This is a genomic window from Francisella philomiragia (assembly GCF_018135955.1).
Taxonomy (GTDB): domain Bacteria; phylum Pseudomonadota; class Gammaproteobacteria; order Francisellales; family Francisellaceae; genus Francisella; species Francisella philomiragia.
Genome location: NZ_CP063138.1, coordinates 307,643 through 322,867, shown reverse-complemented (window position 1 = coordinate 322,867; position 15,225 = coordinate 307,643). Strand labels below are relative to the sequence as shown.

The window sequence follows — 15,225 nt, the reverse complement described above, 5'->3', positions numbered from 1 at the left end:
GCTATGGCTAAACAAAAAACTATTTTTATTTGCCAAGAATGTGGAGCTTCTTCACCTAGATGGCAAGGGCAATGTCATAATTGTAATCAATGGAATACATTTGTTGAAGAGATAAAACCTGATCCAAAAAAAACACCTATAGCCAGAGCTGGATTTGCTGGCAGTATCTCAAAAGCTACAGCACTAGCTGATATCAAAGGTAAAGAACACTCCAGAATGTCTACTAACATATCTGAATTTGACCGAGTACTTGGTGGTGGAATTGTAAAAGGATCCGTAACACTAGTTGGTGGAGATCCTGGTATCGGTAAGTCTTCAATACTACTACAAATTATGTCCTTTTTATCACTACAAAAAAAAGTTCTTTATGTCAGTGGTGAAGAATCTCTTGAGCAAATAGCTCTACGAGCAGAAAGATTAAATCTCCCTAAAGATAATCTCCTAGTAATGTGCGAGACAAATATAGAACAGATCTCTAGCTATATGATAGAACACAAGCCAGAAGTAGTTGTAATAGACTCAATCCAAACTATGTATAACCCTGATATCTCATCTATGGTCGGAGGCGTCTCGCAAGTAAGAGAATCTACAGCTTATATCACTCAAATAGCTAAGCAACACGAGATATCTATTTTTTTGGTAGGACATGTCACTAAGTCTGGCGAGGTTGCTGGTCCACGAGTATTAGAACATATTGTTGATGCGGTAATATTTATAGAATCCCAAGACAATGGCAGATATCGTATGATGCGCGCACTAAAGAATAGATTTGGTGCAGTAAATGAAATTGGTGTCTTTGCAATGACTGATAAAGGTATGAAAGAAGTCAAAAATCCTTCCGCGATTTTCTTAAATAATGGTCGCACAAATTTAATTGGTAGTGTTATCGTTTCAGTTTGGGAAGGTACACGCCCTCTACTTGTTGAGCTACAATCATTAGTTGTGGACAAAAACATCAACCAACCTCCACGAAGATTGTGTGTAGGTATTGATAGCAACCGACTAGCAATGATACTAGCTATTATTCAACGTTATATGCATATTGACTTATATGACAAAGATGTATTTTTAAATGTTGTTGGTGGAATCAAAATTAGTGAAACAAGTATTGATTTGGCACTAATATTGATTATATATTCTAGTATAAAGGAAATAGAGATTCCTCATGATATGCTAATAATGGGAGAAGTTGGTTTATCAGGTGAAATTAGACCCGTACCTTATGGTATAGAACGAATAAATGAGGCAAAGAAACATGGATTTAAGAAAATTATTATACCTCAAGCCAATGTTTCAAAATCTCTAAAGGCTAATGGTATTGAGATTATTGGGATAACAAACTTGAATCAAATTAAAGATATAATAGCAGGATAGAAAATGGATTTTTTAGCAAGTATTAATTTTTTAGATATCTTATTGGTAATTGTAATTTTAATATTAAGCTTATTTGCTGCTGTCAAAGGACTTTTTAAGAATATTGTATTACTAATACTTATGGTATTTGCTGTAATAATGTCTGGAATCTTAGCCCAAAAAGTACAGCTTGCATATATAAACTCATTAATAGAGGATCCTGCTACAGCCTATGTTGTGTCATTTATTTTAGTATTAGTCTGCGCATACTTAATCATATTTGGTGTAATGAAAGTATTTATGCGTAATAATAAAGAAAAAGAAAGTCTATCAAATACGCTTTTAGCATTTTTTATAGCTTTAGTGCGTTTTGGCTTTATATTTGCAATCGCTTGCTCAACACTTAATTCTTTCGACTCTGTAAAAGATAATTCACTATGGGAAAACTCTATACTTGTCAAACCTTTGGTTAAAGTAGGAGACTATGCATTTAATACAAAAGTAAAAATGCAACAAACTAATCTAAAAGATTATGTTCCTGAGCAAGCGGCTGGAGGAGATTAATTTTCATTTTTTAATTGTCTAGTCATAAGTTGTCTAACCATATCTTTTGGATCTACATTCTCATATAGAACTCTATAAGTAGCAAAGACCAAAGGCATATCTACTCCATGCTTTTGAGCAAGCTTATACACTGCTATAGCAGTAGAATATCCTTCTACGACATTATTTACCTTATGCAAAGACTCCTCTATAGACATGCCTTGACCTAGGTAATATCCAAATCTACGGTTACGCGATTGATTGTCTGAACAAGTAAGCAACAAATCACCAAGACAGCTCAAGCCCATAAATGTTTCAACATCAGCTCCAAGCTTAAGTCCTAACTTTTTAATTTCTGCTAGACCTCTTGTAATTAGTGCTGCATGAGCATTAACACCAAAATCCATACCCGCAGCAATACCTGCAGCAATTGCTAAGACATTCTTAACAGCTCCTCCAACCTGAGCACCTATAATATCTGTAGTTGTATAACACCTAAAATTCTCATTACTGAAAAGCTTTTGTGTATATTTAGCGTACTCAATATCTTTAGATGCTACTACAACAGCTGTCGGAAGTTTATTAGCTACCTCTTTGGCAAAACTTGGGCCTGTTAATAAGGCGAATTTTGTATTTGGTATAATATCTTCTGCTATTTCACTCAATAGCGCATAGGTATCATGACAAAACCCTTTCGTAGCACTAATAATATTTTGATGAGGCAGCATACAGTCTTTTAGCTCAAAAATAGTCTTCTTAAAACCCGAACTAGGAGTTGCAACTAATATATCATCAAAATATTCAATACTAGCTTGCCAATTTTGTATAGCTTTTAGTGTATCCGGGAATTTTTCTATGCTTGGTAAATATTTTTGATTATTACCTTCTGCAAGCATTTGATCGTTATGCTCCGCTTTCCAAGAGTTAATTCTCACTTCATGGCCTTTATAAGCTAACTGCAATGCCAGTGCAGTACCCCAAGCACCAGCACCTAAAACAAGTATTTTCTTGTGCATAAACTAAACCTGTTTTCTTTTTATATCTACTATATTCTATAGTTGTTAAACTGTAAACACTTACACATCATAAGTTTTTGTTATCAAACTTATACATTTAATATATTTAACATTGCGTAAATATGCTGAGATAATACACACATCAAATATTAGAAAGTATTTTAAGGAATGAGAAATGAAAAAGATTATGTTAGCAGTGGTAACAATTTTAAGTATTATTTCAGTGTCTAATGCTAGTAACTTACATCAAATAAATAGTTTTTCATCTAAATCATTTCCAGCACCTGTAATAATTTTGGCAGAGTAAAAGCTATTATTTAGGTTGTGCTATAACATAGATTCCTTTTATACCTTTTGAATCTTGCCACATATATTGAAATCTATCTGGATTAATAGCACTCAATCCATAAACTGTTTTCACATTATTAAAATGTGCTGCTGGATCAATCATAAATAATGTGTCTTTATCATCATCAATTGTTTTCCCCAACTTCTGATATCCCGATACTAATGTCCAGTGCCCTCCCCAATCAATCCAATCTACAAGTACAGGTACACCTTTATCTATACTCTGATAAATCAGTTTGATATCACCATCAGTAGCATATTTCGCCTCAAAACCATGCTTTTCTAGCCAGTTAGCTATCTGTTGCGCTGTAGTACCATAATCATCATTTGTACCCATTTCTTTAGCTATTTGCAACTCCATTTGATGATTCATTTGAGAATCCTCAAGAACTCCATAATAATTAAGTAAGCTCATAACTGCAGATGGTCCACAAGTATAATCGGTAGTTTGTTGATGATCTTTTATGTCTAGTATTTTTATATTCTTATCTGTTGATAAATCAAATGTTTTGACAACATTTTCTATATAAGTCTTATTAGCATATTCTCCAGAACTATAACTTAAACTCATAGAAAAAATTAAAGTTAATAAAATAAAAATCACTCTTTTAGACATATTATTTAATCCTCTAATTTAGAAATTTGAGAGATTTTAGCATTAACTTTGAAAAAAGAAATTAAAATCTGCTATATCACTTGAATATAATAAACTTTATAGATATTATTTCGTTAATTCGCGAAACATGGTTTTATAAAAATGAAATTAGCAAATATCGTAGATTTTCAAAAAGCATTAGGTGATGAAACTAGAATTAGAATTCTAATGGTTATATATCAGCATGAATTATGCCTTTGTCATCTAGCTCATATTTTCAAACTTGCAAACTCAACATTATCTAAACATTTAGATATACTTAGACGTAATGGTTTCATACGTAAGCGCAAACAAGGCAGATTCCACTACTTTTATTTTAATTCTGCATTCAAAGAGCAGTTAAATTGGCTACTAGACACTCTTAATGATGACGAAATTATTCAAGCCGATCAAAAACTAGTCAAGAACTTAATACAACAAAATCTAGAACATTTACCAGAGATACATGCAAAGGAGAGTATTGTATGAGTAAACAATATCAAAGCTTTAAAGTATATGGATTAGACTGTATTGAAGAGGTCAATATTATTAAAAAAGCATTAAGTAAAAAAATCGCCGCAGATAGTATGCAATTTGACCTACTCAACGGTAAATTATCTATTGATAATCAAAATGTTTCTGAAAAAGAAATTATAACTCTAATAAAAAAAGTAGGGTTAAAAGCAATTACTTGGGATGAGCATATTACAGAAAGTCAAAACATCAGTTTTTTAACTAAATACTCTCGACTAATTACGACACTACTTAGTGGAGTATTCATCATTTTTGCATACTTGTATCATAGTATAAATCATGGCTTTGTACATGCATTTATAGGTGATGAAAGCATCTCTCAAACAGTTCCTCTTATATCTCAAGCTTCTTACTTAATAGCTATTTTATTTGGCAGCTGGTTTGTTTTACCCAAAGCAATCTCTGCTATTAAAAGGCTTGATGCTGATATGAACCTATTAATGTTAATTGCCATAACTGGCGCAATTATTATTGGTCAATTATTTGAAGCAGCCGTAGTAAGCTTTTTGTTTGCTTTTTCACTTTTGCTTGAATCATGGAGTGTCGCAAATGCTCGATCAGCGATAACAAAGCTTATGAAACTAACTCCAGATACAGCTCTAGTTTATTGTTGTCATGATAAACAATTTGAAGAAAAGCCTCTAGCAGAAATAAATATAGGCAAAACTCTTCTAATAAAACCTGGACAAAGAATTGCTCTAGATGGAATTATACTTAAAGGTAATAGCTATATAAATCAAGCACCTATAACAGGTGAATCTATTCCTGTGGAAAAAACCATTGGTGATCAAGTTTTTGCAGGAAGTATAAATGGAAACTCCGCGATTGAGATAAAAACAACAAGTACAGCTGAAAACTCATCGATTGCAAAAATAATCCAAGCTATTGAACATGCTCAATCAAAACGCTCAAAAGCAGAGAAATGGGTTGATAAGTTTGCTAAGATTTACACCCCTACAATGATATTTTTAGCCATTATAATAGCTACTATCCCTCCACTCTTACTAAATGAATCTTGGCTTAAATGGGGCTATGAAGCTTTAGTAATACTAGTTATCGCTTGCCCTTGTGCATTAGTGATATCTACACCAATTTCAATAGTTTCAAGTTTGGCAAAAGCTGCTAGAAATGGGATCTTGATCAAAGGTGGTGAGTTTATAGAAATACCAGCTAAGTTAAAAGCTATTGCTTTTGATAAGACAGGTACATTAACACAAGACAATCCTTCTATTACAGAAATAATCATCACACAAAATTATTCGCAACAACAATTAATCACCATAGCTGCAAGTCTTGAGAGTTCTGTTGATCACCCAATCGCTAAGGCTATTTTAGACTATGCCAAAAATAACAATATAACGTTTACACAGGCGACAAATACTGAGGTTTTAGGTGGTAAAGGAGTAATAGGAAAAGTCAATGAAAGTAGCTTTTGGCTTGGAAACCATGCTTTTGCTCATGAAAAACGGCTATGTAATAATGAAGATCTACATGCGCAAGCGATAAAACTTGCAAATAATGGTCAAACATTGATTTTCATTGGTAGTGATGAAAATATTATTGGTATCATTGCTATACAAGATGTGATAAAAAATAACGTCAACAATGCTCTCAAACAACTAAAAAAACTTGGGATTAATCAAACCATCATGCTTACAGGTGATAATACTGCAACAGCTCAGTCTATCGCTACACAAGCTGGAATTGATAAATTCTATGCAGAGTTACTACCTCAAGATAAGGTTGCTAAAGTTGAGGAACTAGCTAATAAGTATGAGAATATTGCTATGGTTGGAGATGGTATCAATGATGCTCCTGCACTAGCAAGATCTAATTTAGGTATTGCGATGGGTACTATAGGTAATGATATCGCAATAGAAACTGCAGATATTGCCTTAATGTCTGATGATATTGCAAAGCTACCTTGGCTTATCAAGCATTCAAAGAAAACATTAAAAATAATAAAACAGAATATAACTTTTGCTATTGCTATAAAAGCGATTTTTATATCTCTTGCGATAACTGATTTAGCTACTTTATGGATGGCAATAGCTGCTGATATGGGAGCTACTCTGATTGTAATTATAAATTCACTCAGATTACTAAAATAAGCTAAATATCATATCTTAACCACAATGGTAGAAAGCGCTTAATATCATTCATAAACTTAAATAAACCTACATTTAACTCAATATTACCATTAGGATCTGTTACTTTACGTGGGAATGCTATACCCACACCAAAAAGCCCTGGTGCTATAATTCCAGTTGTAGGATCATAAACTCTAGCATCGATACTCTCTACACAAGGTATTCTTTGATCAAAACCTACTGCATAAATAACTTTATTATATTCATGTAAATGTTTATTTATCTCTTCACTAGTTGATAGATACCTTTTGACTCGACTATCTAAATTTTGGGAGATATTTTTTCTAACCCATTTAGCTGTCTCACCTTTTAAACCTGAGTTATCGTAAAGAATCCAATCCCCCATGTTGATAGCATATCTCAATGGTTGACGATAGAAATTAGCAACCTCTTCAATACCGAGCTCAATTAAATTTCTAATAATTATCATTGCCGAATGAGATGATCCAAATACAGCCACTCTATCACCATCAAGAAGCTCTTTTTTTAACTTAGATGGCGATAATGCCGAAGCAAGATCAATTTCTTTTGTAGTTTCAGGATTATGAATATTCAAAGTTTTAGGTATAGAGCCTGTAGCTAGAACAACTTTCTCAGCCATATAGTTTTCTCTTGCGCCATAGAGATTCCATACGCCTTGAGCCACTTTCATTTCTGCAATAGTATCTAAACTATAGTCAACTTTTTGGAGTAAATTGTCCGTAATGTATTGCAAAGGTTGTGCAACATCCTTTAACTGCGAGAATCCTTGCTTATCATAATTTTCTAGAGCAAATTTTTGTAATCTTTTTTCAAACTCAAAAGATTTCATATCATTAAGAAATCTCAAAAATAACTCTACTGTTGTATTACTACTAACTTCGCCCCATTTTTTACCAAAATCACCAACACCGAAATTCGGATCAATCCAAAGTATATTTTTTGCATTTATACCACTGTCTAATAATTGTCCGATAGTTGCCATACCAGCAGGACCAGCACCTACCACTGCCCACTTATATCTTATAAAGCTTTCCATAACTAACCTAATTTATTTACCTAAAACATATTATACTCAATCATCAATATACTGTCTTAATAAATCTTATCTATATTGAATATCAGAAAATCTTATAATAAAATTTTGTAATATAAGTATTACTAAAATATAAATATGCGAATCACATTAAAACAATTACAGGTATTTGTAAATACAGCAAAATCTGAATCAATTAGCGCTGGTGCTGAAAAGTGTTTCATCTCACAAGCTGCTGCAAGTATGTCACTATCACAACTTGAAAATATGCTTGATACGACGTTATTTGATCGTGTTGGTAAAAGAATGAAACTAAATGATAATGGTAAAAACCTACTAGCAAAGGCTATCAAAATTTTAGATGAAATTGAAGAGTTTGAATTATTTAGCTTAAATAGCACTCAATTATCTGGAAAGATAATTATTGGTGCCAGTACCACAATAGCTAACTATGTATTACCAAAATATGTCGCGATGTTTAGAAAGTTACATCCAGATACAGATTTTGAAATTATTTCTGGTAATACAAAAGAAATTATAAATAGCGTTGAGTCACTAAACTGTGATGTAGGCTTTGTCGAAGGCGAATGTAATAGTAAAACATTAGAGACTTACCTTTGGACAAAAGATAGTCTAAAAGTAATTTGTCGTATTGACCACCCTTTAACTAAGAAAAAAAATATCAAGATAAAAGATCTTTTAGATTATGAGTGGGCAATGAGAGAACAGGGCTCTGGAACATTTGAAATATTTTTCAATGCTCTTGAAGATAAAGTATCAAGCATAAAAAAAGCTATAACTCTACGCAGCTCAGAAGCAATAAAGCAGTATATTGCATATAGCGACTGCTTAGCTTGTATATCTGAAGTAATTACAACTCAAGCTTTAGATACTGCTAAATATTGCATACTTGAAACTAAAGACCTCGATTTATCTAGAAACTTCTACAAACTACTTCACGAGAAGAAATACCACACCGCATTGACACAAGCTTTTTGTAAATTTATAGAAGATGATATCAAATAGCTAAGATAAAACTTGAAAATCTCAGGCTTTGGAGTCATCTTTACATAAGTAACACAAATTCAAATAAACGGAGATAATAAAATGTCTATAGGAATAATTCTACTGATAATTATAGCTATAGCTGCTGTATATATAGTTATGACTTACAACAAACTAATAGCAGAGATCGAAACTGTCAAAAATTCTGAAAAACAAATCGATGTACAGCTTGATCGTAGAGCTAAAGTATTTGACTCATTAGTAAATGTTGTCAAAAAGTATATGGACTACGAGAAAACAACATTAAAGCAAGTTGTAGCACTAAGAAACCAAGCTAATCTAGCTAAAGCAAATGGCGATATTCAAGAGAGAATAAATGCTGAAAATCAAATCTCAGATCTAGCGAAAGGTATAAATGTTCAATTTGAGAATTATCCAGAGTTAAAAGCTAATCAAAACGTAATTCAGTTACAAGAGGAAATTACATCTACTGAAAATAAATTAGCTTTTGCTAAACAAGCTCTTAATGACTCAATAGAAAGATACAATGCCCATAAAAAATCCTTCTTTGCTGGCATGGTAGTTAATATCTTCAAGAAACTAAATGAAGAATTTGTATATTGGAATATCTCAGAAGAGAAAAAACAACAACTAGAAGACTCTAGAGTGGAATTATAAGATGTCAAATACTGATAATCTACAATATGGCTCTGTTGACTGGCGTGAAGTTGTTCGCAAAAATACTTATCGCACATATTTTGTCATAGCAACATTCCTAATTGTTTTTTTTCTGCTAGGAATTTTTGTTGACACTTTTTGGCGATATGGTGAATTTGCAAGTGCTTACTACAATAGATATGGTATTGAGCTACCTATATCAAAAGTATTTTATGCATTAGCAACATTTCAAATACCACCTTATGCTACCATGATCATATCTGCTATAGCAGTAATTTGGATATTTATCACTTTTAGTATGTATGACAAAATCATGCTATCTGGAACTGAATATCATGAGATCTCAGCAGATAATCAAGATCCCCTAGCTCGTCGTGTATATAATGTTGTTGAAGAAATGAAAGTAGCAGCTGGTATGCGATATATGCCAAAGGTTTTTTTAATTGATGCAAACTATATGAATGCTTTTGCATCAGGTTACTCAGAAAAATCTGCAATGGTTGCTATTACAACAAAACTTGCAAACGCTCTTAATCGTGATGAGTTGCAAGCAGTTATGGCACATGAGCTAACTCATATTAGAAACCAAGACATTAAGCTTAACTTGTTTACTATGGTTTTATCTAATATGATGCTTATTATTATGGATTTCTTATTTTACTCCGCACTTTTCTCAGGAAACAATAATAATAGCAGTAGCAATAATCGTAACAATAATGCTGCCGTATTTTTTATCATTATTATGATTTTAAGATATGTGTTACAAATTTTTACGATATTTATGATGCTGTTCTTAAGTCGTACAAGAGAGTATATGGCAGATGCTGGAGCAGTTGAGCTAATGCGTACAAATGTACCAATGGCAAATGCTCTACTAAAGATTGCTGGCGATAGTAAAACAGCAGAAGCTCAATATAGCTATAAGCATAATAAAAATGAAAATCTCCGTCGTGCGTCATATATCTTTGATCCACTAAGTGCTGGTATAGGCAGTGGAGATATGTCTGATATGTTCTCTACTCATCCATCTATCGAAAAGAGATTAGCTTCAATTGGTGTGAAAACTAGATAATAATCTAATTCATTTTAATATAAAACTAATATACTATTACTCAGTAGATAAGCTATAATAATTATGTAGGGTATGGGGTAACTAAGATATATGGCATCAAAAACTAAACAAAAAAATTTAGGATTTTCAATTGTTGAGTTAATTGTAACTATAGCAATAATTACTATCTTAGCAACTCTTGGTTATGCAACATACTCTGATTACATAATTAAGACAAAAATAGCTACTGAAGTGTCTGTATTAACAGCACGCGCAAAAGAAATATGGGATTTTAAAAAAGATAATAAAGACTTTTATCTTAATGGTGATTACTCTGAAGTTAATGAATATGCAGCTCTTACGAAAAATATCGGTACAGCTGGAGGAAGTGGCATAGTAAATGGATATGCTGAGATTATGGTACGGCCTGAACTTGTACCAGAAGATTCCGTGCGATGGAGATGTGTAGTTGCTGGTAACATACTCAACGAATCTAATATACCAAAACACTGTATACTAGGTGATGCAACCTTCTTTAGAATATTAAAAGAAAATAATATGATTTTCAGTGAAGATAGTTTCCAATATGATCAAACATCTGTGAATAATGATAGCTGGGGCAAAGTTGATACTGATAGTGACTTTCTTGGTAAATGGTATATAACTGGAGGAGATGAGCAAATAGAAATCTGGAATAACTTCGATAATATTGATGATATCCGACCAAATGTTGCTGAACTTGATGGTGATAGAAATGAAATTGTAGATTTCTCTTATGACTTGGCATCAAAAGGTTTTGACAGTATGCAGATGTCATTCGACTACTACTCTAGAACAGGTGATAACTCAAGTAACTTTGAAATTTATCTAGGAGATGAGCTTGTCTACACACACGATAGTTTTGCTAAGGGCTGGCAAACTATTAATATTGATTTACAAAATACTAGTGCTTCAGGCAAAACACTAACTCTAAGAGAATCAGGTAGAGATGATAGCTATGGTGCTTTAATAGATTTAGAATCACTTAGAGTTACCCCTAATAAAATCACTTAAAGTTCTAAAGCTTGGAACTATAAATTTAGTAACAAATATATTATAATCATTACATTAAATTGTTATTCTTAAACAATTTCAACACATTAGATCTAAAATTTAAATAACAAAGAGATATAAATGTCAGAACAAGAACCTCGTAAAAAACTTTCTTTAGGTAGTAGAAAAAAGCTATCAGTAAACAGAACTTCTAGTCTAAGCACAAACCTTAAAACTAGACTACAAGCCAAAAAAGAAGATAATATCCAAAACTTTTTTAATAACGCTAATAAAGAGCTTCGTGAGCTATATCAACAAAGACAAACATTAGAGGATCAGATCAAACAAATCGAACAAAGGCTTCTTTTTGCAAAAAGTGAGCCATTGCAAGAGTTTTTATTTGAATTAAAATCACAAGATTTTGATCTACTAGCTAAGATAAACTCTTATATAAATACTCTTTAAGATTCTATTTTATAAGAATTATGTTTATTAAGAACTAGAATATACTTTCAAATATTTCTTTAATACCTTTTTTAGCAAGACCTAGCATTTTAGCAAACTCTTCTTCTGAGAAGTCTTTGCCTTCTGCTGTACCTTGAATTTCAATCATACCACCATTTGAGTTCATAACTACATTCATATCTGTTTCAGCATTAGAGTCTTCATCATAATCTAAATCAAGTACAGGCTCATTGTTGTAAATACCTACAGATATTGCAGCAACCTGAGACATTAATGGACTAGTTTGTTCATCAAGCATACCATTTTGCTTCATATAATCTATAGCATCCCTGATAGCTAATGATGCTCCAGTAATAGACGCTGTACGTGTGCCACCATCTGCTTGGATTACATCACAGTCGACTTTGATAGTATTCTCACCTATTTTCGTTAAATCAACACTTGCACGTAATGCTCTACCAATTAGTCTTTGGATTTCTTGTGTTCTACCAGATTGCTTACCTCTAGCAGCTTCTCTATCCATACGAGTATGAGTTGAACGCGGTAACATACCATATTCAGCAGTTAACCACCCCTCACCAGAATCTTTTTTGAATCTTGGTACGCCAGCAACTACAGAAGCTGTGCATAAAACTTTAGTATCACCAAATTCTATTAAAACTGAACCTTCAGCATGTTTTGTAAAATTATGTGTAACTTTTAAAGTACGTAATTGATCGTTATTTCTTCCACTTGGACGCATTTTGGAACCCTTTTAATTAAATTCATAAGTATTAAGTGTATAATTATACAAATCGATATTAAAATAAGAAACCTTAAGTTTAAGGTATTTCTGATATATGAATATTATTAATAAACAAAACTTATCAAAAGTAGAAAGATACTGGCTTAATGATGCAAAAAACTTAGTTACAAGCCTATCAAAAGGCTATGGTGAAATTATATTAGATAAGATCTCTCAGAGTTTTACAAATGTTAATCAGTTAGAAGCATCACTATTAGATATTAAGTCTGCATTAGTACGACAAATAACTCTTTCAAGCATCAATCAAACATTAATTTTTGCTAGGACAATTATTCCCTGTGATACTTATGATTTTTTTTCACAAGAAGTTGATAACCTTGGTACAAAACCAATTGGTGATAATCTACTTTTTGAAAAATCTAAATTTACTCGTGATGAATTCATAATCCGGAAGTTATCTAGTGATGATTTTTATCAAGAAGCAAATAGGCATATTCAGCAGGAAATCTTTTCTCGTAGTTCGATATTTACATACAAAGATAATCAAAAGCTTAAATTTTTAATTACAGAATATTTTCTAGTTTTACCGGAGTTTTGTAATGCAGAATAATACAAAGTTCAAAGCATATATTATGCTAATGAGATTGCATCGCCCTATTCCAATACTACTAATTCTTTGGCCAACTCTTACTGCATTGGTTTTGGCAAGTCATGGTATTCCAGATATTAAATATTTAATTATCTTCACTATTGGTGTAATTGTAATGCGTACGGTGGGTTGTATTGTTAATGATATCGCAGACATAGATTTTGACAAATATGTAGAGCGTACTAATACTCGCCCTTTAACTAGTGGTAAACTTAGTGTCAAGAATGCTTTATATTTGTGTCTAGCTCTTACAATAATTGCTTTTATCTGTGTATTGTTCTTAAACTTATACACAATTTTACTATCATTTGTAGCTCTATTTTTAGCTGTTTTATATCCATTTTGTAAAAGGTTCTTTGCAATACCTCAGCTAATCCTTGGTTTAGCATTCAACTTTGGTATTTTTATGGCATTTTCTGCTATAGAAAATCAGATACCACTCGAAGCTTGGATATTTTATCTATCAACAATATGTTGGACTATAGCTTACGATACTATCTATGCATTAGCTGATCGAGATTTTGATTTAGAAATTGGTATTAAGTCATCAGCTGTTTTATTTGGAGATGAAGTATTTAAGTACATCTTTTTATTCAATTTCATATCATTAATACTTTTGATAGCTCTAGGTATATATCTAAGCTTTAATATTATTTTTTACATAGGTGTTGTTATTAGTGCCTTTTTATTTATCAGAAATTATTTCTTATACAAAAAACTAGGTATAGCTAACTGTATAAAAGCTTTTTCTGATAATCATTGGATTGGCTTGATAATATTTATCGTAGTGGTTATACAATATCTTTAGTAAAGGATTTTTTTGTGATTAAAGTTTTCTATGATGGTAAATGCGGATTATGCTCAAAAGAGATAAATCACTATAAAAATATAGTACCAGAAAATATTTTTGAATGGATTGATATTACCGAAATATCTGAAGAAAGTCTTAACAAAGAAGATTTAGATACTCTATCTTGTCTGAAGCTATTTCATGTCAAAGATAACGAAGGTAAATTTCATACTGGAGTTGATGCCTTTATCATAATATGGAGCCAATTAAACAAATGGAAAAAGTTAGCAACTATTATTAAACTACCACTAATATATGGTTTTGCTAAAATTATATATAGTCTGTTTGCGAAATGGCGTTTTAATCGTTTAACCCATTGTAAAATAAAGTAACCTAAACTGGAGAGTAGATGAACTTAATAATTGGTGCGATCTTAGGTTTTATATCAGTAGCTTTTGGTGCTTACGCAGAACATGGTTTAAAATCTCAAATTTCAGCTGAACATTTTGAATTTATAATGACAGCTATACGTTATAATCAAACCTATGCTATCCTAATTAGTGGTATTGGAATAGCTCTTTTAAGTAGTAAGAGCTTATCACGATGTTTAACTCTTAAACTAAGCAACTTATTTTTTATAGTTGGCACAATATTATTTAGTTTTAGTATTTATATTTCTGTGGTTTATAATATACCTATTATTTTGAAGCTAGCACCATTAGGTGGTACCACACTGATGATAGGCTGGCTAATGCTAATTTTAGCTGCTGTTTTTTTGAAGAAGAACCTAAAGAGAAGCTTATGAAGAAATATATAATTACACTAGCATTATGTATATTTGTCTTATCGGATACTGGCTTTGCAGATACCAAAGATAATCAAGGATATATAGTCAAACTTTACTTTGGCAGAACTATGAAAGATGATAAAGATAATATCTCTTACGTTTCAGATAAGATGTTCAAAAATTTTGAGAACAAATACATAACACCCGCTTTCCCTGATGGTTATACTGAAAATGATGCTAGAGGCTATTGGCGTAGCCCAACAGGAACTACGTATAGTGAAAAAACCAAAGTTGTTACAATACTTGCAGATGATAAATCAAAACAACTTGAGCAAAAAGTAAACAATCTAGTTAATGTCTACGAGAAAACATATCATCAAGAAAGTGTTTTGGTAACTTATACAAAGACAGATTATTCTTTTATTTAAAA

The 15,225-nt window shown here is 31.9% G+C and carries 19 protein-coding genes; 15 read left to right on the top strand and 4 right to left on the bottom strand.

The features are described from left to right. The first annotated feature begins 3 nt into the window (after positions 1-3). Both radA and IMS64_RS01690 read left to right on the top strand, forming a co-directional pair. Positions 4-1,374, top strand: a complete 1,371-nt coding sequence (gene radA, locus IMS64_RS01695; protein WP_042524471.1) for a DNA repair protein RadA — start codon at positions 4-6, stop codon at positions 1,372-1,374. Positions 1,375-1,377: 3 nt separating this feature from the next. Continuing rightward, positions 1,378-1,917: a CvpA family protein gene (locus tag IMS64_RS01690; RefSeq protein ID WP_012279928.1), complete on the top strand. Its 540-nt coding sequence runs from the start codon at positions 1,378-1,380 to the stop codon at positions 1,915-1,917. On the opposite strand, the gene IMS64_RS01685 is transcribed toward IMS64_RS01690, so the two are convergent. After that, positions 1,914-2,912, bottom strand: a complete 999-nt coding sequence (locus IMS64_RS01685; RefSeq protein WP_042516860.1) for an NAD(P)H-dependent glycerol-3-phosphate dehydrogenase — start codon at positions 2,910-2,912, stop codon at positions 1,914-1,916. The genes IMS64_RS01690 and IMS64_RS01685 overlap by 4 nt on opposite strands. Before the next feature lie 175 nt (positions 2,913-3,087). Here IMS64_RS01685 and IMS64_RS09865 point away from each other — a divergent pair, with 175 nt between their 5' ends. Further along, the gene (locus IMS64_RS09865) at positions 3,088-3,219 is read left to right on the top strand and encodes a hypothetical protein (protein ID WP_269077520.1); all 132 of its coding nucleotides are present in this window, start codon (positions 3,088-3,090) and stop codon (positions 3,217-3,219) included. A 6-nt stretch (positions 3,220-3,225) separates the two neighbouring features. Here the strand turns inward: IMS64_RS09865 and IMS64_RS01680 are convergent, their stop codons facing one another. Next, positions 3,226-3,876, bottom strand: coding sequence for a C39 family peptidase (locus tag IMS64_RS01680; protein ID WP_211490712.1), 651 nt, complete (start codon positions 3,874-3,876; stop codon positions 3,226-3,228). Positions 3,877-4,017: 141 nt separating this feature from the next. Between IMS64_RS01680 and IMS64_RS01675 the strand changes: the two genes are divergently transcribed. Then, positions 4,018-4,383: an ArsR/SmtB family transcription factor gene (locus IMS64_RS01675; RefSeq protein ID WP_211490711.1), complete on the top strand. Its 366-nt coding sequence runs from the start codon at positions 4,018-4,020 to the stop codon at positions 4,381-4,383. Next, complete coding sequence (locus tag IMS64_RS01670) at positions 4,380-6,539, top strand: heavy metal translocating P-type ATPase (protein ID WP_211490710.1); 2,160 nt, start codon at positions 4,380-4,382, stop codon at positions 6,537-6,539. Before IMS64_RS01675 ends, IMS64_RS01670 begins: the two co-directional genes overlap by 4 nt. 1 nt (position 6,540) lies before the next feature. On the opposite strand, the gene IMS64_RS01665 is transcribed toward IMS64_RS01670, so the two are convergent. Further along, complete coding sequence (locus IMS64_RS01665; RefSeq protein WP_211490709.1) at positions 6,541-7,596, bottom strand: FAD-dependent oxidoreductase; 1,056 nt, start codon at positions 7,594-7,596, stop codon at positions 6,541-6,543. Between the two features lie 135 nt (positions 7,597-7,731). Between IMS64_RS01665 and IMS64_RS01660 the strand changes: the two genes are divergently transcribed. The 5 genes from IMS64_RS01660 (at position 7,732) to IMS64_RS01640 (ending at position 11,824) form a co-directional block, all read left to right on the top strand. Next, the gene (locus IMS64_RS01660) at positions 7,732-8,619 is read left to right on the top strand and encodes a LysR substrate-binding domain-containing protein (protein ID WP_211490708.1); all 888 of its coding nucleotides are present in this window, start codon (positions 7,732-7,734) and stop codon (positions 8,617-8,619) included. Positions 8,620-8,700: 81 nt separating this feature from the next. After that, positions 8,701-9,276, top strand: a complete 576-nt coding sequence (locus tag IMS64_RS01655) for a LemA family protein (protein ID WP_211490707.1) — start codon at positions 8,701-8,703, stop codon at positions 9,274-9,276. A 1-nt stretch (position 9,277) separates the two neighbouring features. Then, complete coding sequence (gene htpX, locus IMS64_RS01650) at positions 9,278-10,348, top strand: zinc metalloprotease HtpX (protein ID WP_211490706.1); 1,071 nt, start codon at positions 9,278-9,280, stop codon at positions 10,346-10,348. Positions 10,349-10,438: 90 nt separating this feature from the next. Next, the gene (locus IMS64_RS01645; protein ID WP_211490705.1) at positions 10,439-11,380 is read left to right on the top strand and encodes a type IV pilin protein; all 942 of its coding nucleotides are present in this window, start codon (positions 10,439-10,441) and stop codon (positions 11,378-11,380) included. A gap of 120 nt (positions 11,381-11,500) precedes the next feature. Further along, positions 11,501-11,824 (top strand): hypothetical protein, encoded by a 324-nt coding sequence (locus IMS64_RS01640; protein ID WP_004286458.1) that lies wholly within the window; start codon positions 11,501-11,503, stop codon positions 11,822-11,824. A gap of 34 nt (positions 11,825-11,858) precedes the next feature. Here the strand turns inward: IMS64_RS01640 and rph are convergent, their stop codons facing one another. Beyond that, entirely contained in the window at positions 11,859-12,566 is a 708-nt protein-coding gene (gene rph, locus IMS64_RS01635) for a ribonuclease PH (RefSeq protein WP_211490704.1), read from the bottom strand. Positions 12,567-12,663: 97 nt separating this feature from the next. Here rph and IMS64_RS01630 point away from each other — a divergent pair, with 97 nt between their 5' ends. From IMS64_RS01630 to IMS64_RS01610, 5 genes are read left to right on the top strand one after another with little or no spacing between them, the layout of a single operon-like run. Further along, entirely contained in the window at positions 12,664-13,179 is a 516-nt protein-coding gene (locus tag IMS64_RS01630) for a chorismate--pyruvate lyase family protein (RefSeq protein ID WP_012279940.1), read from the top strand. Continuing rightward, positions 13,169-14,026 carry a 4-hydroxybenzoate octaprenyltransferase gene (gene ubiA, locus IMS64_RS01625; protein WP_211490703.1) on the top strand — a complete coding sequence of 286 codons (858 nt, stop codon included), beginning with the start codon at positions 13,169-13,171 and terminating at the stop codon, positions 14,024-14,026. Before IMS64_RS01630 ends, ubiA begins: the two co-directional genes overlap by 11 nt. A gap of 14 nt (positions 14,027-14,040) precedes the next feature. After that, positions 14,041-14,400 carry a thiol-disulfide oxidoreductase DCC family protein gene (locus IMS64_RS01620; RefSeq protein WP_211490702.1) on the top strand — a complete coding sequence of 120 codons (360 nt, stop codon included), beginning with the start codon at positions 14,041-14,043 and terminating at the stop codon, positions 14,398-14,400. A gap of 17 nt (positions 14,401-14,417) precedes the next feature. Beyond that, positions 14,418-14,813 carry a DUF423 domain-containing protein gene (locus IMS64_RS01615; RefSeq protein ID WP_088820867.1) on the top strand — a complete coding sequence of 132 codons (396 nt, stop codon included), beginning with the start codon at positions 14,418-14,420 and terminating at the stop codon, positions 14,811-14,813. Continuing rightward, positions 14,810-15,223 carry a DUF3574 domain-containing protein gene (locus IMS64_RS01610; protein WP_200149260.1) on the top strand — a complete coding sequence of 138 codons (414 nt, stop codon included), beginning with the start codon at positions 14,810-14,812 and terminating at the stop codon, positions 15,221-15,223. Before IMS64_RS01615 ends, IMS64_RS01610 begins: the two co-directional genes overlap by 4 nt. The last annotated feature ends 2 nt before the right edge of the window (positions 15,224-15,225 follow it).